Raw genomic sequence first — 16,631 nt, 5'->3', positions numbered from 1 at the left:
ACGCCCCGGCGTCCCCGCCCCCGGCGGGGCGCCGCCGGGCGGAGGCGAGCGTGCCCGACGGCGTGGCCGGCACCGCCACGGTCTGCGGGCCGTTGGGGGACGGCACCGGATCGCCCGAGGTCACCGCGCCACGCGCCGCGGCGTCCCCCGTGCACCGCCGCGGCCCGCAGCCCGCGGCCCGCACGCCCGACGCCTCACGCGGCCCCGGCGTCAGAACGCCGCCCGGATCTCCCCCACCTCGTGGCCGCCGCCCAGCAGGGGGGCGCGGCCGATGCGCTCCACGACCGGCGCGTCCACGCCCAGCAGGGTCAGCGCGCGGGCCAGCACCGGACCCAGCGCCCTGCTCGCCCCGTCCTCCACCTTGAAGGCCAGCGCGCGGCCGTCGGGCAGGGCCACCGCCTGGACGGCCTCCGCGCCCATCTTGGAGAGCGTGCCGGGCACCTCGCGCATCAGCCAGGTGTCGGGGCGGCGGGTGCCGGCGACGTACTCGGGGTGGGCGCGCATCGCGTCGGCCACCCGGCGCTCCGCGGTGCCGGGCTCGGCGCCCACGAAGGTGCGGAAGGCGCGGGCGAGCCCGACCAGGCTGATCGCCATCAGCGGCGCTCCGCACCCGTCCGTGCCGACGGCGGCGACGGGCTCGCCCGCCGCGTCCTCCACCACCCGGTGGACGATCCGCTGCAGCGGGTGGTCCGCGTCGAGGTACGTCTCCAGCGGCCAGCCCCGCTGGGCGCAGACGGCGAGCATCGCGGTGTGCTTGCCGGAGCAGTTCATGGTGATCCGGTCGGGCACCGCGCCCGACGCCAGGTAGGTGTCCCGCTCCTCGGGGTCCAGCGGCAGGTCGGGAGGGCACTGGAGCAGGGCCGGGTCGAGGCCGTGCTCGTCGAGCATCTTGCGGACCAGGTCGCGGTGGAAGGGCTCTCCGGAGTGGCTCGCGGCGGCCAGCGCCAGCCGCTCCCCCGCGAGGTCGAGGCCGGCCCGCAGCACGCCCGCCGCCTGCATCGGCTTGTTGGAGGAGCGCGGGAAGACCGGCGCCGTCACGTCGCCGAGCGCCAGCTCCACCGCCCCGTCGGCGGCCAGGACGACCAGGCTGCCCCGGTGGCGCCCCTCGACGAAGCCGGACCGGACGACCTCGGCGAGGACGGGCGGTGCGGCGGGCGAGAGGGCGGACGTGGGCGCGGACGGGGACGCGGGCATCGGCGGTGGCCTTCCGGACGGGTGACCCGCCGCCGTGACGGCCCGGGGTCACCGGGCCCTGCGGGGAGCGGCTGGAGAAGGCCGCTCCTGGCGTCACACGAGCAGGTCGTCGACTTGTGCTTCCCCCTCACGGTACCGGCGTGCGATCTCCGCGCTGCAGTCGTCGGCCGTCCGCTGCAGCCGCTGCCGCCGCCGGGAGACCTGCTGCTCGTAGCACACGAGGCGGCCCATCGCCGCGTTCAGCTCCGGGTCGGTGCGGGCCGTCAGGTCGGACAGCTCCACCTCGCCGAGCATCTCCGCGGCCAGCCTCCGGCCCTCCTCGCTGCGCGGTGTGCCCAGTGTCACGTGGCGCGCGGAGGACCGCTGCCGGGCCGGCGCGTCGGCCAGGATCTCCGACAGCCGCTCCACGACGGACGCCGCGGACGCCGCGGTCGCCACGTCCGGTTCCACCGCGGGCGCCGACCCCCGCCGCGCCAGCTCGGCCCGCAGGATGTCGATCCGCCCCTGCAGCAGCCGCCGTACGTAGCTGAGGTCGGCCTCCTCGCGCTGGGCGTCCCGGCGCAGGGTGCGCAGCTCGGGCAGGCTCAGCACGGGCAGGTCGTGCTCCGGCGGACCCGTGGGCAGCTCCGGGCTGTCCGTGCGCTGCACGGGCGGCCGGGGCGGCTCCAGGCTCCCCGGATGGGCCGCCGCGACAGTCCCGGGCGGCTGCCCCGTACTCGGTGTGCTCATATCCCTCAACCGTCCCCTCGACCGGCGTCTGGAGAGCATCGTGCCACCCCAAGTGGCCACTATGTGACCGAGTGCCCCCGATCAGCCCCAGATGGGCGGTTACGGAGCGAAAAGAAGCCCCCGTACGGCCCGCCCGCCGGGCTCCTCGGGCGGCACGGCATCATGGCGGCATGCGTGCGGTGGTGCAGAGAGTGGACGGCGCGAGCGTCGTCGTGGACGGCGAGACGGTGGGCGCGATCGACGGCGAGGGACTGTGCGTCCTGGTCGGCGTGACCCACGGGGACACCAAGGAGAAGGCGGCGCAGCTGGCCCGCAAGCTGTGGTCGGTGCGGATGCTGCACGAGGAGAGGTCGTGCAGCGACATCGACGCCCCCCTCCTGGTGATCAGCCAGTTCACCCTGTACGGCGACGCCCGCAAGGGGCGCCGCCCCACCTGGAACGCCGCCGCTCCCGGTGACGTCGCCGAGCCGCTCGTCGACGAGGTCGTCGCACAGCTGCGCGCGCTGGGCGCGACCGTGGCGACGGGCCGCTTCGGCGCGCGGATGCGGGTGTCGCTGACGAACGACGGCCCGTTCACGGTGCTGATCGAGGTCTAGTGCCGCGGCAGGCGACGTTCGCCCGGTGAGGAGCGGCGTCCGGTGCGTGCTCCGGGGGCCCCGGCCGGAGGCTGGGGCAGTGCCGGCCGGAAGCCCGCGTACTGGACGTACGCGGGCTTCCGGCCGGTGCGGCGAGCGGGGGCACCCCCTCCGGGGGAGCGTGCCGGGCGTCACGACGGGGCGCACGTCGCCTGCCGCGGCACCAGGACCGCTGGCCCCCTACGGCTCCACGACCGTCTCCTGGGCCGCCGCCGTGCCCTCGGCGAGCAACCGGGCGTCCACGGGCACGTTCCGCTTGACCAGGGCGAGGGCGACCGGGCCGAACTCGTGGTGGCGCACGGACGTGGTGACGAAGCCGATCCTGCGGCCGTCGGGCCCGTCGTCGGCGAGGCGCACCTCGGCCCCGGCGGGCGGCAGGTGGACCTCGCTGCCGTCCAGGTGCAGGAAGACCAGCCGGCGCGGCGGCTTGCCGAGGTTCTGCACCCGGGCGACGGTCTCCTGCCCCCGGTAGCAGCCCTTCTGCAGGTGCACGGCCGTGCCGATCCAGCCCAGCTCGTGCGGGATGGTCCGGTGGTCGGTCTCGAAACCGAGGCGGGGCCGGTGCTGTTCGACGCGCAGCGCCTCGTGGGCGAGGATCCCGGCGGGCGGGCCGGCCTCGGCGGCGAAGACCTCCAGCTCCTCGCGCGGCAGGAAGAGATCACGGCCGTACGGTGTCTCGCGCACGACGGCGCTCTCGGGGGCCGCGGCGATGGACCCGGCCGGCAGGTGGACGACCGCGGTGTCGGCGGTGCGGTCGGCGACCTCGACCCGGTAGAAGAACTTCATCGACTCCAGGTAGGCGATCAGCGCCTCCTGGGTGCCGGGCTCGACGTGGGCCCAGACGGTCGCGCCGTCGTCCACGAGGTACAGGGCGTGCTCGATGTGGCCGTTGGCGGAGAGGATCAGCGCCTCGGTGGCCTCGCCGGCCGGCAGCTCGCTGACGTGCTGGGTGAGCAGCAGGTGCAGCCAGGCCAGCCGGTCGTCGCCGGTGACGGTGACGACGCCGCGGTGGGAGAGGTCGACGAATCCGGTGCCGGCGGCGAGGGCGCGCTGCTCGCGGAACAGGTCGCCGTAGTGGGCGGCGACGCCTTCGTCCACGCCCTCGGCGGGGACGGCGCCGGGCAGGGACAGCAGGGGGCTCTTCATACGCCCAGCCTACGACTCGGCGGGTGAGCCCTCCGGGGGGCAGTCCCGGCACCGGCCGAAGATCGCGAAGTGCTTCATGTCGGTGTCGAAGCCGAACTGCTCGCGCAGCTTGGCGGTGAACTCGGCGGCCACCGACAGATCGGCCTCGATGACGTTGCCGCAGTCCCGGCAGACCAGGTGGATGTGGTGGTGCCGGTCGGCGAGGTGGTAGGTGGGCGCCCCGTGCCCGAGGTGGGCGTGGCTGACCAGCCCCAGCTCCTCCAGGAGCTCCAGCGTGCGGTACACGGTGGAAATGTTGACCCCCGACGCCGTCTTCCTCACTTCGCCGAGGATGTCGTCGGGGGTCGCGTGTTCCAGGGTGTCGACGGCTTCGAGCACCAGCTGCCGCTGCGGGGTCAGCCGGTAGCCGCGCTGCCTGAGGTCGCTCTTCCAGTCGGTGCTCACCACACCAAGAGTCTAGGACTACTTGAAGAAAGCGATCCCGTCGTCCGGCATGTCGTCCGGCAGGGCCTTGGCCCAGCGTTCGACCTCCTCCGGGGTGACGACCTTCTTCAGGTGCGCCGACATGTAGGGGCGCAGCTCGACCTCGGGGGTCTGCTTCTCACCGACCCACATCAGGTCGCTCTTGACGTAGCCGTACAGCCGCTTGCCGCCGGTGTAGGGCCGCGAGGCGGCGGTGCGGGCCACGGCGTCGGTCACCAGGTCGATCTGCGGCTTCTGGTCGGCCAGTTCGCCGTACCAGATCTCGATGACGCCGTCGTCGCGGGTCATCGTGACCTCGACCTTGCGCTGGGCGTCGATCCGCCAGAAGCCGTGCTCGGACTCCAGCGGCCGGACCTTGTTGCCGTCCTGGTCCAGCACCCAGGTGTGGGACCGGTACTCCAGGAAGTCCCGGCCGTCGTGCGTGAAGCTGACTTCCTGCCCGAAGTTGCACTTCTCGGCACCCGGGAAGTCGTGCACGCCCGCACCCGCCCAGTTGCCGAGCAGGAACGCGAGCGGGACGAGGTCCTTGTGGAGGTCGGACGGGATCTCGATCATGAGCAGAACTTCCTGGCGAGGGGGGTCAGCGCTGGCCCTGGTACAGCTTCTTCACGGTCAGACCGGCGAAGGCGAGGACGCCGACGCAGACCAGGACCAGCAGGGTTTCGAAGAAGATCTCCACGGGGTGCTCCTCGATTGAGCGGGGTGCGGTGCGTGCGCTGTGTGCACAGGGGCCGGTGCCCAGCTTACGCGGCCGGGCCGGACGGCACTGGGTGAGGTACGTCCTCGCGGCGGCCGTACGATGCGGCCATGGCGAAGAAGCTCGTGATCAAGGTGACGGCGGGGGCCGATGCGCCCGAGCGGTGCTCTCAGGCGTTCACGGTGGCGGCGGTGGCCGTGGCCAGCGGGGTCGACGTCTCGGTGTGGCTGACCGGCGAGTCCGCCTGGTTCGCCCTGCCGGGCCGCGCGGCCGAGTTCGAGCTGCCGCACGCCGCGCCGCTGCCCGACCTGCTGGACTCGATCCTGGCGGGCGGCCGGCTGACGCTGTGCACCCAGTGCGCGGCCCGCCGCGACATCACCGAGAAGGACGTCATCGAGGGCGTGCGGATCGCGGGGGCGCAGGTCTTCGTGCAGGAGTCCCTGGCCGACGACACGCAGGCGCTCGTCTACTGAGTAGGGGGCCCACCGGGGCTCCCCGTCAGGGTCCGCGGCGTTTGCCGTCGAGTTCGTCCCACCACTCGTCGGACTTGGCGTCGCCCGAGGGGTCGTCCCACCAGCGGTCGTCGGGGCCCCGGCGGTTGGCGACCACCGCGGCCAGCGGGGGGATGACCATGGCGGCCACGCACATGCCCACGGCCGCCGGGACCGACCAGAGGCGGACGACTCCCCAGGCCAGGACGAACAGCGTGATGCAGGTGCCCATCATCACGAAGTAGATGTGCCGCCGCCGTGCGTACATATGTCCAGAGTAGGTCCGCGCACACCGAAGGGACCGCGCCCCAGGCGTCCAACCCGGTGGGTGCGGCCCCTCGGCCGTCGCGTGGTGCGTCTGCCGTCAGACGGCGATCGCGACCTCCGCCAGTCCGCCCTGCTGGGCGACGACCGTGCGGTCGGCGCTGGCGCCCGGGACGAGCGCCCGTACGGTCCAGGTGCCCTCGGCCGCGTAGAAGCGGAACTGGCCCGTCGCGGAGGTCGGGACCTCCGCCGTGAACTCGCCGGTGGAGTCCAGCAGACGGACGTAGCCCGTCACCGGCTCGCCGTCGCGGGTCACCTGGCCCTGGATGGTGGTCTCACCGGGCTTGATCGTCGAGGCGTCGGGGCCGCCGGCCTTCGCTCCGCACATGTCGTACTCCTGAGGGGTTGGAAAAGGTCGGTGGGGTCGCTTACTTGCCGGCGCCGAGCTCGATCGGCACGCCGACGAGGGAGCCGTACTCGGTCCAGGAGCCGTCGTAGTTCTTGACGTTCTCCACGCCCAGCAGCTCGTGCAGCACGAACCAGGTCAGGGCCGAGCGCTCGCCGATGCGGCAGTAGGCGATGGTGTCCTTCGCCAGGTCGACCTGCTCGTCGGTGTAGAGCTGCTTGAGCTCCTCGTCCGACTTGAAGGTGCCGTCGTCGTTGGCGTTCTTCGACCACGGGATGTTGCGGGCGGACGGGACGTGGCCCGGACGCTGCGACTGCTCCTGCGGGAGGTGGGCCGGGGCGAGCAGCTTGCCGGAGAACTCGTCGGGCGAGCGGACGTCGACCAGGTTCTGCGTGCCGATCGCCTTGACGACGTCGTCGCGGAAGGCGCGGATCGAGGTGTCCTGCGGCTTGGCCTTGTACTCGGTGGCCGGGCGCTCGGGCACGTCGGTGCCGTCGACCAGCTCGCGGGCGTCCAGCTCCCACTTCTTGCGGCCGCCGTCGAGGAGCTTGACGTTCTCGTGGCCGTACAGCTTGAAGTACCAGTAGGCGTAGGACGCGAACCAGTTGTTGTTGCCGCCGTAGAGGACCACGGTGTGGTCGTTGGAGATGCCCTTCTCCGACAGGAGCTTCTCGAAGCCCTCCTGGTCGATGAAGTCACGGCGGACCGGGTCCTGGAGGTCCTGGGTCCAGTCGATCCGGATCGCGTTCTTGATGTGGTTCTTGTCGTACGCGGACGTGTCCTCGTCCACCTCGACGATCGCGATGGTCGGGTCGTCCAGGTGGTCCTGAAGCCAGTCGGCGTCGACCAGGACGTCGCTGCGGCTCATGCTTTCTCCTCCGGGGCAGTTGCGGCGGGGCGTGCGAGTGAGAAGGGGTGCGCGCTCATGCCGGAGCGGCGCGCGGATGCCCTGAGCTGGGCGGTGAGGGGAACCGGACGGCGGCGTCGCCGTCCGCTCAGAAGGTGCGACAGAGCATGGCGGCAACGCGGCACAGGTCCACTGCCCGCCGCTTCGTGAGATCCGCCTGTCCCCGCGACCGGAGGACGCTCGTCTGACACTGCATAGCCCCGATCGTAGGGACGGATGCCGGGCCATGTCACCGGTGTGTCGCATGATGAGATGCGATCGTCCGCCATGTGGGATCGATGGGCTTTCCCGGGTGTCGCCGGGCGGTGCGCGGCCCGTCGCGCCGGCCGTCCCATCTGCGGTGCGGACGTCGGCGTCTCGCCTGTCGGACGCCGACGCGCCGGGCGGCCGGCCGGCGGGCGGTTCCCGGGTCTACCGGGGCGCCGGCCGGCGGGCGGTTTCCCGGGCCTCCCGAGGTGTCGGCCGTCGTCCTACCCGGCCAGCTTGACGCCCGATCCCTTCACCGTGATCTCGACGCCGTTCCTCGCCGCCTCGACCTTGTCCAGCTTGATCCCGCCGGGCAGCTCGTCGATGGTCTGCTGGAAGTCGGTGATGGCCCGGATCCGGGACTCGGCGAACTCCTTGCCGCCCACCGTCGGCAGGCCGTCCGCGACGACCTCGACCTTGTCGTTCTTGACCTTGACCGAGCTGAGGACGTCGACCGGCTCGGGCAGCGCGTTGCCCAGGACCGTGGCCTGGAGCGACACCTTGATCTTGCCGTTGCCGCCGTCGGAGAGGCCGAGGACCTTGGCGGTGACGCCGGGCGCGACCTCCGTGGGCTGGGACCTGGCGGCCTTCAGCAGCTCGTCGTACCCGATCGTCGCGGTGCCGGTGGCCGTGGCCGCGGTGGCGGAGCTGAAGTCGCCGGAGAACTCGACGCCCTTCATGTGCGCCCGCAGGTCGTCGATGCGGATCTTCTCGGCGCCGTCGCCGGTGGCGGCCTCGTAGTCCTGGATGCCGACCTCGACCTCGTCCAGCTCACCGCCGGCGATCTGCGTGAGGAAGGGGAAGCCCTTGATGGACACGTCCGGCGTCGAGGGCAGGTTCTCGGTGGTGCGCAGTCTGTCCGCCGCCTGGCCCTCCGCGAAGTTGACCGCGACCCGGTCGGCGATCACGAAGAGACCGCCCAGGATCACGACGACGATCAACAGTATTCGCAGTGCACGCATGCGAGCGTTCCCCACCAGTAAGCGACAACGACAGCGGTCCCCCGACGACCGGCGGCCGCCCAGCGCGAGCGTAACGCGCCGGGCGACGGCCGCCGGATTTTGTCGATCAGCTGTGACAGGCGGAGCGCGTGCGCCCCGGGGTCCGGCTCAGCCGAGCGTGCGGCCGAGCAGGTACACGGCCGGTGCCGAGGCCGCCAGCGGCAGCGCCACGCCCGCCGTGAAGTGCACGAACCGGGACGGGTAGTCGTAGGCCGCGACCCGGTGCCCGATCAGCGCGCACACCGCGGCGCCCGCGCCCAGCAGCGCGCCCGGCGTGCCGAGGTCCGTCATCGCGCCGGCCGCGAACCCGGCACCCGCCGCCGCGAGCAGCGCGACGACCACGGAGACGGGCGTCGGCAGCGGCAGCGCGCGGACCACGACGGCCACCGCCACGGCGACCGCGCCGACCGTCGCCGCGTCCGCGTCGGCCGCGAGGTACCCGCCCGCGACGACGGCCAGGGCCGCCGCGGCGACGGTCGCCATCAGGCCGTACATCCGCTCGTCCGGGTCGGCGTGCGACCGCAGTTGCAGGACCAGGGACAGCAGCACCCACACGCCGAGCGTGCCGAGGAGCGCCGCCGGGGAACGGTCCGAGACCAGCATCGCCGCGTCCGCGGCCAGCGCGCCCGCGAAGCCCAGCGCGATGCCCTGCCGGGCGGGCCACATGCCGTTCAGCCGGAACCAGCCCGCCGCGGTGACGGCCTGGAGGACGACCAGCGGGACGAGCAGCGCGTACGTGCCGACCGCGGCCGCGCCGGCCAGCAGCAGCCCGAGCAGCGCGGTCAGCACGGCCGGCTGCATCCCTGGGTCGATGATCGGCGACCGGCCCTCGGCGCGGGCCCGCTGCGCGTCGGTGATCCGGGCGTTGCCCGCGAGGGTCGCCGGACCGTACCCGGGCGCGTCGGCGGAGGCGGTGGCCACCGGGGACGCCGGGGCCGCCGTGGCGGCCGGAGGCTCGGGGGCGACGGGGACCGCGGGGGGCTCGGCCTGGTGGGGCTGGGGGTACGCGTGGGGTTGAGAGGGCGCCTGCGGGGCGTACGTCTGCTGCGGCTCCGGCCGGTACTGCTGGGCCTGCGGCTGCTGCTGGTACGGCTGCGGCTGCGCCTGGTACTGCTGTGCCTGCGGCTGCGCCTGGTACTGCTGGTACGGCTGCGATCCGTACGTCCGCTCCCCGTACCCGCCGCCGTACGCGCCGTCCCCCTGCGGGGGCAGGTACGCCGTCTCCTCCGCCGGGACGGGCGGTTGCAGCTGGGTCTCCCAGGTCTGGCCCTGCCACTGCTGCGTGTGCTGGCCGGTGTCCGGGTCGTCGTACCCCTGGTGGCCCTGCTGGTGCTGTCCGGGCCACACCTGGGCGTCGTACCCCGGGTGTCCCCCGTACGGCTGTTGCGGCTGGTGTGGCCGATACGGCTGGTCGGTCATCGTCACCCTCCCGCGAACGGCGGGAGCACCTCGACCGTGCCGCCGTCGGTCAGCCGTACCGTCCCGTGCGCGCGCGTGCCCACGGGGTCGCCGTCGACGAGGAACGAGCAGCGCAGCAGCACGCGCGTGAGTTCGCCGGGGTGGCTCGTGCGCACCGCGTCGAGCGCGTCGGCGAGCGTGGCCGCCTCGTACGGCTCCTCGGCCACTCCCGCCGCGGCCTTCGCGGCGGCCCAGTAGCGCACCGTGACCTTTGCCATCTGGATCCTTCGTCGCCGGTGCCGATCGGCGTCCGTGCCGATCGGCGGTGAACACCGTCAGGCTAGCCCGCCCGCGCCACGGCCCAGTCGCCGATCCTGCGCAGCAGCTCCTCGCCGGACGCGTGCTCGGCGTGGCCCATGCCGGGCTCCACCCAGAGTTCGCCGTGGTCACCGGCCGCCTCGGCCAGCATCCGGGGGTGGTCGAGGGGGAAGTAGCCGTCCCGGTCGCCGTGCACGACGAGCAGCGGCGTCGGCGCGATCCGCCCCACCGCCTCCACCGGCGACAGCGGCACCGGGTCCCAGTCCCGGTGGTGGATACGGGTGCGCAGGCCGTAGCGGCCCACCAGGCGCCCGGCGGGGCGCGTCACCAGCCAGTGCAGCCGGCGCATGGGGGCCGTGCCCCGGTAGTACCAGCGGGCGGGGGAACTCACCGACACGACGGCGTCCGTGCGGGCGTCACCGCCGGTGCCGTCGCCGTCGCGGCCGTACAGCGCGGCGTGCCGCAGCACCACCGAGCCGCCCATGGAGAAGCCGACGGTCACCACGCGCGCGTGCCCGAAGCCGCGCGCCCAGGTCACCGCCGCCGCCAGGTCGAGCACCTCGCGGTCACCGACGGTCGAGCGCCCGCCGGAGGCACCGTGGCCCCGGAAGGAGAACGTGACGACGGCCCCCCGGCGCGCGAACGCCCGCGCGATCCGGCGCACGTGCGGGCGGTCGGCGTCGCCGGTGAACCCGTGCGCCACCACGAGCACCAGGTCACCGGCGTCCCGGCCGGCCGTTCCCGGTTCGTACACGGCGTCGATGCGCACCCCGTCGGACGTGCGGAGATACGTGCGCGCCGGAGTGCGGCGGGGCGTCCCCGCCGCCGTTTCCCGGGGCGTCCCGGGATTCGGACGAACGGTGGAACACGCCACATGACCTGCCGGACCCTCGCTCATGTCGGCTATTGTGCTGGGCAGAGGACTCGGGCGACGTAGCCCCCGGGTCCTTTTGTGCTTTCGGGAGCGTTCGCCGGCGTTCACTTCCCGGACTCGCAGCGGAGCCCACGGGCGCGGGATCCGCACCGTACGAAGCAGTGCCGTAAACTCCCCCGCTGCCTCGAAGGCGCGGGAGGTGCCCCCATCGCAGGGACCGAGGAGGAACCAGACGTTATGGGCGAGCGAACCGTGCACGACCGCAGGACGACCCAGGCAGGTGGGGCGCGATGAGTTCTCTTCTGCTCCTGACCAATGCCCTTCAGCCGTCGACGGAGGTGCTTCCCGCCCTCGGCCTGCTGCTGCACAACGTCCGTGTGGCTCCGGCGGAGGGGCCCGCACTCGTCGACACCCCCGGCGCCGACGTGATCCTCGTCGACGGGCGCCGCGACCTCCCCCAGGTCCGCAGCCTGTGCCAGCTGCTGCGCTCCACGGGCCTCGGCTGTCCGCTGATCCTCGTCGTCACCGAGGGCGGCCTCGCCGCCGTCACCGCCGACTGGGGCATCGACGACGTGCTGCTGGACACCGCCGGCCCGGCGGAGGTCGAGGCGAGGCTGCGGCTGGCCATGGGCCGCCAGCAGATCGCCGGCGACGACTCCCCCATGGAGATCCGCAACGGCGATCTGTCGGTCGACGAGGCGACGTACTCCGCCAAGCTCAAGGGCCGGGTCCTGGACCTGACCTTCAAGGAGTTCGAGCTGCTGAAGTACCTCGCCCAGCACCCGGGCCGGGTCTTCACCCGCGCCCAGCTGCTCCAGGAAGTGTGGGGCTACGACTACTTCGGCGGCACCCGCACCGTCGACGTGCACGTACGGCGGCTGCGCGCCAAGCTCGGCCCCGAGCACGAGGCGCTGATCGGCACCGTCCGCAACGTCGGCTACCGCTTCGTCACGCCCGAGAAACCGGAGAAGAAGGAGCGGGCCGCGGAGGACACCCGGGCGAAGTCCGGGTCCGGGAGCGAGGCGGACGCCGCGGAGGTGGCGTCGGCCGCTGCCGAGGCCTGAGCGCGACCGGTCCGACCGAGGGCTGATACGCCCTGCCCACAACGGGTCCATCCGCGTAGACTCCGCGCGTGGCCAAGGTGACTCGGGACGATGTGGCGCGGCTGGCGGGGACTTCGACCGCCGTCGTCAGCTATGTCATCAACAACGGACCCCGGCCGGTCGCCCCGGCCACGCGCGAGCGTGTCCTCGCCGCGATCAAGGAGCTGGGGTACCGGCCCGACCGGGTCGCCCAGGCCATGGCGTCGCGGCGCACGGACCTCATAGGGCTGATCATCCCGGACGCCCGCCAGCCCTTCTTCGGGGAGATGGCCCACGCCGTCGAACAGGCCGCGTCCGAGCGCGGGAAGATGGTCCTCGTCGGCAACACCGACTACGTCGGCGAGCGCGAGGTGCACTACCTGCGCGCCTTCCTCGGCATGCGGGTCTCCGGCCTGATCCTGGTCAGCCACGCCCTGAACGACCTGGCCGCCGCCGAGATCGACGCCTGGGACGCCCGGGTCGTCCTGCTGCACGAGCGCCCCGAGGCCATCGACGACGTCGCCGTCGTCACCGACGACCTGGGCGGCGCCCAGCTCGCCGTGCGCCACCTGCTGGAGCACGGGTACGAGTACGTCGCCTGCATGGGCGGCACCGCCGAGACCCCGTCCGTCGGCGACCCGGTCTCCGACCACGTCGAGGGCTGGAGGCGGGCGATGCAGGAGGCCGGGCTCCCCACCGAGGGCCGGCTCTTCGAGGCGCCGTACAACCGCTACGACGCGTACAAGGTGGCCCTGGAGATCCTCGCCGGGCCGCGCCGACCGCCCGCGATCTTCTGCTCCACCGACGACCAGGCGATCGGCCTGTTGCGCGCGGCCCGCGAACTGCGCATCGACGTCCCCGGCGAGCTGGCGGTGGCCGGCTTCGACGACATCAAGGAGGCGGACCTGGCCGACCCGCCGCTGACCACGGTCGCCTCCGACCGGTCGGCGATGGCGCGGTCGGCCGTGGACCTGGTCCTGGACGACGGGCTGCGGGTGGTGGGCTCGCGGCGGGAGCGGCTGAAGGTCTTCCCGTCGCGGCTGGTGGTACGGCGCTCCTGCGGCTGCGGGTAACCTCCGGCGGCCGCGGGAGGACGTGCTTCCCGGGAGGACGGGCTTCTTTATATCGGGCATACACGGTTCTGCCGGGCTTCTCAGACGGGACTCAGGAAGCTCTCATATACGGGCGGGAAGCTCATGGACATGACCGAGAGCTTCCGCCGCAGCGGCGAGTACGAGAACGCGCATCCGTACATAACCCCCTCCGAGGGCGCCCAGCAGCAGACCTCCACGCCGGAGAGCCGGGCGAGCCACACGAGCCCGGTGGACCCCGGGAACCCCGGGAACCCCGGAAGTCACGCACACCCCACGGGCGCGGAGAGCCACGCGAGCCCGGTGGACCCGGAGTGGCCGCCCCCGCCGGCGCAGCCGCCGTACCCTCCGACGGCCGGGGTGCCGGGCGAGCCCGCCCAGCCGCCCCGCAGGCGGACCCGGCGCGGACCGTTCGCCCTGCTCGCGGCCGTGGCGATCGTCGCGGCGGCCGTCGGCGGCGGCACCGCGTACGGCATACAGGAACTGACCCGCGGCGACACCGTCGCCGCCGGCTCCACCAGCACCACCGTGGTGCCGACCGGCCAGAAGGGCACGGTCGCCGGGGTCGCCCAGGCGGTCAGCCCGAGCATCGTCGAGATCAGCGCGGCCTCGAACGCCGGCTCCTCCACCGGTTCCGGCGTGATCATCACCGGTGACGGCGAGATCGTCACCAACAACCACGTGGTGTCCGGCGCCTCCTCGGTCAAGGTGACGACCAGCGACGGCAAGCAGTACACCGCCGAGGTCGTCGGCACCGACAGCAAGAAGGACCTCGCGCTGATCAAGCTGGAGAACGCCTCCGGCCTCAGGACCGCGACCCTCGGCGACTCCGACGGCGTCCGGGTGGGCGACCAGGTCGTGGCGATCGGCTCCCCCGAGGGCCTGACCGGCACCGTGACCAGCGGCATCGTCTCGGCCCTGAACCGCGACGTGACCGTGTCGACGGACGAGGACCAGCAGCAGCAACAGCAACGCCAGGGCGGTGGCTGGCCGTTCGAGTTCGGCGGGCGGCAGTTCAACGGCGACACCGGTTCGTCCACGACGACGTACAAGGCGATCCAGACCGACGCCTCCCTCAACCCGGGCAACTCCGGCGGCGCGCTGATCGACATGAACGGCAACATCATCGGTATCAACTCCGCGATGTACTCGGCGGCCGGTTCGTCCTCGTCGGCGGACGCGGGCAGCGTCGGCCTCGGCTTCGCCATCCCGGTCAACACCGTCAAGGCGGACCTGGCCGCGCTGCGGGCGGGCGCCGGCACCTGAGCGGAGGAGGGCGGCACGCCGTGACCCGCGCCCGCGACGCCGCGGGGGCCGTCCCGGCGTACGGGCCGCACGACGCCGGCCCGTACCGACGGCGCCGCACGGCTCCGGCCGGGGCATGCGACGCTGAAGACACTGGCAGCCCCTCCCCACCGCACCCGAGGAACCCGAGCCCATGAGCCCCGCAGAAGGCGACCGCGACCGTGACCCCCAGCGCATCCTGATCGTCGACGACGAGCCGGCGGTCCGCGAGGCCCTCCAGCGCAGCCTCGCCTTCGAGGGGTACGGCACCGAGGTCGCCGTCGACGGCGCCGACGCCCTGGAGAAGGCGGCGGCGTACCGGCCCGACCTGGTCGTCCTCGACATCCAGATGCCCCGCATGGACGGCCTGACCGCCGCCCGCCGGATCCGCGGCGCGGGCGACACGACCCCGATCCTGATGCTGACGGCCCGCGACACGGTCGGCGACCGGGTGACCGGCCTGGACGCCGGCGCCGACGACTACCTGGTCAAGCCCTTCGAGCTGGACGAGCTCTTCGCCCGCATCCGCGCGCTGCTGCGCCGCAGCTCCTACGCGGCGGCGCTCGACGCGACCGCCGACGACGACGACACGCTCACCTTCGCCGACCTGACCATGAACCTGGCGACGCGGGAGGTCTCCCGGGCCGGGCGCCCGGTGGAGCTGACCCGCACGGAGTTCACCCTCCTCGAGATGTTCATGGCGCACCCGCGCCAGGTCCTCACCCGGGAGCAGATCCTCAAGGCCGTCTGGGGCTTCGACTTCGAGCCGTCGTCCAACTCCCTCGACGTGTACGTCATGTACCTGCGCCGCAAGACCGAGGCGGCCGGCGAACCGCGCCTCGTCCACACCGTCCGCGGCGTCGGCTACGTCCTGCGGCAGGGCGGCGCGGAGTGATCAGGCGGTTCCGCACCCTGCCCCTGCGCTCCCGCCTGGCCCTGCTGGTGGCGGCGGCGGTGGCGTTCGCGGTGGCGGCGGTCTCGGTGACGTGCTGGTTCGTGGTGCGCGACCGGCTCTACCACCAGCTGGACGACCAACTGCGCGGCGAGCAGGTCTCCAGCCAGCTCCTGCAGAGCATGCTGGCGAACTGCCGGTCGGCCGACCCGCAGGCACTGCCCCAGGCCCCGAACGCCCCCATCGTCACGATCCTCTACTCGGACGGCTCCACGTGCGTCGACCCGGGCAGCGCGCGGATGCGTGTGCAGGCCGCGGACGTGGCGGTGGCCGACGGCCTGGCGGAGAACGCGCTGCACACCGCGACGACCACCGAGGGCACCACCGTCCGCGTCTACACCCGGCCGGTCGCCGACCGGCTCACCGAGCAGGTGCAGCCGGGCGTCGCCGTCTCCGTCGCCAAGCCGGTGAAGGAGGTCACCGAGCCGCTGTCCTCGCTGGTCTGGGTCCTCCTCCTGGTCTCCGGCATCGGCGTCGTGGGCGCCGGGGCCGCCGGACTCGCCGTGGCCCGCGCCGGTCTGCGGCCCGTGGACGACCTGACACAGGCCGTCGAACACGTGGCCCGCACCGAGGACCTGGCCGTCCGCATCCCCGTCGAGGACGACTCCGACGACGAGGTGGCCCGCCTCTCCCGCTCCTTCAACTCGATGACCTCCTCCCTGGCCAGCTCCCGCGACCTGCAGCAGCAGCTCATCGCCGACGCCGGCCACGAACTCCGCACGCCGCTCACCTCCCTGCGCACCAACATCGAGCTGCTCTCCCGCAGCGAGGAGACCGGCCGCCCGATCCCCGAGGCCGACCGCAAGGCGCTCCTCGCCTCCGTGAAGGCGCAGATGACGGAACTCGCCGCGCTCATCGGGGACCTCCAGGAGCTGTCCCGCCCGGACACCGGCCAGCACGCGGGCAGGGCGCGGATCCTCGCCTGGCAGGACGTCGTCGAGTCGGCGCTGCGCCGGGCCCGCCTGCGCGGACCGGAGCTGACGATCACCGCCGACGTCCGGCCCTGGTACGTACGGGCGGAGCCCTCCGGTCTGGAGCGCGCGATGGTCAACGTCCTGGACAACGCGGTGAAGTTCAGCCCGGAGGGCGGCACCGTCGACGTGCGGCTGGCCGACGGCGTCCTCACCGTCCGCGACCACGGTCCCGGCATCCCCGCCGAGGAACTCCCGCACGTCTTCGACCGCTTCTGGCGCTCTCCCTCGGCCCGCGCGCTGCCCGGCTCGGGCCTCGGCCTGTCGATCGTGGCCCGCACGGTCCAGCAGGCGGGCGGAGAGGTGACGCTGACCCCGGCGGAGGGCGGCGGCACGGTGGTGACCGTACGGCTGCCGGGGGCACCGGTGCCGCCGCCGGACCGGGATCCGGCGGACGGGGACGACTGACGCGGCAACCTCCGACGCTCCGGCGGCGACCGACAGGTGATCCCCCGTCCCCGC

20 protein-coding genes are annotated in these 16,631 nt (G+C 73.2%); 7 read left to right on the top strand and 13 right to left on the bottom strand.

Features of this window, described 5'->3' with window-relative positions; genetic code table 11:
- Window positions 1-210 precede the first annotated feature (210 nt).
- Both ACIRFH_RS13430 and ACIRFH_RS13425 read right to left on the bottom strand, forming a co-directional pair.
- Entirely contained in the window at window positions 211-1,194 is a 984-nt protein-coding gene (locus ACIRFH_RS13430; protein WP_403519947.1) for an asparaginase, read from the bottom strand.
- A gap of 93 nt (window positions 1,195-1,287) precedes the next feature.
- The gene (locus tag ACIRFH_RS13425; protein ID WP_403519945.1) at window positions 1,288-1,923 is read right to left on the bottom strand and encodes an aerial mycelium formation protein; all 636 of its coding nucleotides are present in this window, start codon (window positions 1,921-1,923) and stop codon (window positions 1,288-1,290) included.
- A gap of 170 nt (window positions 1,924-2,093) precedes the next feature.
- Here ACIRFH_RS13425 and dtd point away from each other — a divergent pair, with 170 nt between their 5' ends.
- Entirely contained in the window at window positions 2,094-2,519 is a 426-nt protein-coding gene (dtd, locus tag ACIRFH_RS13420; protein ID WP_403519943.1) for a D-aminoacyl-tRNA deacylase, read from the top strand.
- A gap of 219 nt (window positions 2,520-2,738) precedes the next feature.
- On the opposite strand, the gene ACIRFH_RS13415 is transcribed toward dtd, so the two are convergent.
- Genes ACIRFH_RS13415 through ACIRFH_RS13405 form a run of 3 tightly spaced genes read right to left on the bottom strand, consistent with a single transcriptional unit; the run spans window position 2,739 to window position 4,742 of the window.
- Window positions 2,739-3,704, bottom strand: coding sequence for a YgfZ/GcvT domain-containing protein (locus ACIRFH_RS13415; protein ID WP_403519941.1), 966 nt, complete (start codon window positions 3,702-3,704; stop codon window positions 2,739-2,741).
- 9 nt (window positions 3,705-3,713) lie between these two features.
- Window positions 3,714-4,151: a Fur family transcriptional regulator gene (locus tag ACIRFH_RS13410; protein ID WP_403519939.1), complete on the bottom strand. Its 438-nt coding sequence runs from the start codon at window positions 4,149-4,151 to the stop codon at window positions 3,714-3,716.
- Window positions 4,152-4,166: 15 nt separating this feature from the next.
- A complete protein-coding gene (locus tag ACIRFH_RS13405; RefSeq protein ID WP_403519937.1) occupies window positions 4,167-4,742 on the bottom strand; it encodes an FABP family protein in 576 nt (191 codons plus the stop codon).
- Window positions 4,743-4,994: 252 nt separating this feature from the next.
- Between ACIRFH_RS13405 and ACIRFH_RS13400 the strand changes: the two genes are divergently transcribed.
- Window positions 4,995-5,357 (top strand): DsrE family protein, encoded by a 363-nt coding sequence (locus ACIRFH_RS13400; RefSeq protein ID WP_403519935.1) that lies wholly within the window; start codon window positions 4,995-4,997, stop codon window positions 5,355-5,357.
- A gap of 25 nt (window positions 5,358-5,382) precedes the next feature.
- Here ACIRFH_RS13400 and ACIRFH_RS13395 read toward each other — a convergent pair whose 3' ends face one another.
- The 8 genes from ACIRFH_RS13395 to ACIRFH_RS13360 form a co-directional block, all read right to left on the bottom strand.
- A complete protein-coding gene (locus tag ACIRFH_RS13395; RefSeq protein WP_403519933.1) occupies window positions 5,383-5,643 on the bottom strand; it encodes a DUF3099 domain-containing protein in 261 nt (86 codons plus the stop codon).
- Window positions 5,644-5,739: 96 nt separating this feature from the next.
- A complete protein-coding gene (locus ACIRFH_RS13390; RefSeq protein WP_100569102.1) occupies window positions 5,740-6,027 on the bottom strand; it encodes a DUF1416 domain-containing protein in 288 nt (95 codons plus the stop codon).
- A gap of 40 nt (window positions 6,028-6,067) precedes the next feature.
- On the bottom strand, window positions 6,068-6,913 hold the full coding sequence (locus ACIRFH_RS13385; protein ID WP_403519931.1) for a sulfurtransferase: 846 nt from the start codon (window positions 6,911-6,913) through the stop codon (window positions 6,068-6,070).
- A 127-nt stretch (window positions 6,914-7,040) separates the two neighbouring features.
- Window positions 7,041-7,148, bottom strand: coding sequence for a putative leader peptide (locus tag ACIRFH_RS13380; protein WP_351998383.1), 108 nt, complete (start codon window positions 7,146-7,148; stop codon window positions 7,041-7,043).
- A 274-nt stretch (window positions 7,149-7,422) separates the two neighbouring features.
- Window positions 7,423-8,160, bottom strand: coding sequence for a DUF2993 domain-containing protein (locus tag ACIRFH_RS13375; RefSeq protein WP_403519929.1), 738 nt, complete (start codon window positions 8,158-8,160; stop codon window positions 7,423-7,425).
- Window positions 8,161-8,307: 147 nt separating this feature from the next.
- On the bottom strand, window positions 8,308-9,618 hold the full coding sequence (locus ACIRFH_RS13370; RefSeq protein WP_403519927.1) for a hypothetical protein: 1,311 nt from the start codon (window positions 9,616-9,618) through the stop codon (window positions 8,308-8,310).
- A 2-nt stretch (window positions 9,619-9,620) separates the two neighbouring features.
- Window positions 9,621-9,875: a MoaD/ThiS family protein gene (locus tag ACIRFH_RS13365; protein WP_403519925.1), complete on the bottom strand. Its 255-nt coding sequence runs from the start codon at window positions 9,873-9,875 to the stop codon at window positions 9,621-9,623.
- 62 nt (window positions 9,876-9,937) lie between these two features.
- Window positions 9,938-10,813 (bottom strand): alpha/beta hydrolase, encoded by an 876-nt coding sequence (locus ACIRFH_RS13360; protein ID WP_403519923.1) that lies wholly within the window; start codon window positions 10,811-10,813, stop codon window positions 9,938-9,940.
- Window positions 10,814-11,079: 266 nt separating this feature from the next.
- Here ACIRFH_RS13360 and ACIRFH_RS13355 point away from each other — a divergent pair, with 266 nt between their 5' ends.
- From ACIRFH_RS13355 to ACIRFH_RS13335, 5 genes are all read left to right on the top strand, one after another.
- Entirely contained in the window at window positions 11,080-11,853 is a 774-nt protein-coding gene (locus ACIRFH_RS13355) for a response regulator transcription factor (protein WP_403519921.1), read from the top strand.
- A gap of 68 nt (window positions 11,854-11,921) precedes the next feature.
- Window positions 11,922-12,944, top strand: coding sequence for a LacI family DNA-binding transcriptional regulator (locus tag ACIRFH_RS13350; RefSeq protein ID WP_403519919.1), 1,023 nt, complete (start codon window positions 11,922-11,924; stop codon window positions 12,942-12,944).
- Between the two features lie 129 nt (window positions 12,945-13,073).
- A complete protein-coding gene (locus tag ACIRFH_RS13345) occupies window positions 13,074-14,228 on the top strand; it encodes a S1C family serine protease (RefSeq protein ID WP_403519917.1) in 1,155 nt (384 codons plus the stop codon).
- A gap of 172 nt (window positions 14,229-14,400) precedes the next feature.
- Window positions 14,401-15,141, top strand: a complete 741-nt coding sequence (locus tag ACIRFH_RS13340; RefSeq protein ID WP_403519915.1) for a response regulator transcription factor — start codon at window positions 14,401-14,403, stop codon at window positions 15,139-15,141.
- Window positions 15,138-16,577, top strand: coding sequence for a sensor histidine kinase (locus tag ACIRFH_RS13335; protein WP_403519914.1), 1,440 nt, complete (start codon window positions 15,138-15,140; stop codon window positions 16,575-16,577). Before ACIRFH_RS13340 ends, ACIRFH_RS13335 begins: the two co-directional genes overlap by 4 nt.
- Window positions 16,578-16,631: the final 54 nt, after the last annotated feature.

Source organism: Streptomyces sp. NPDC093586 (genome assembly GCF_044764905.1).
Lineage (GTDB): Bacteria > Actinomycetota > Actinomycetes > Streptomycetales > Streptomycetaceae > Streptomyces.
The sequence above is the reverse complement of the archived record's forward strand: the minus strand, read 5'-3'. Positions and strand labels throughout refer to the sequence as shown.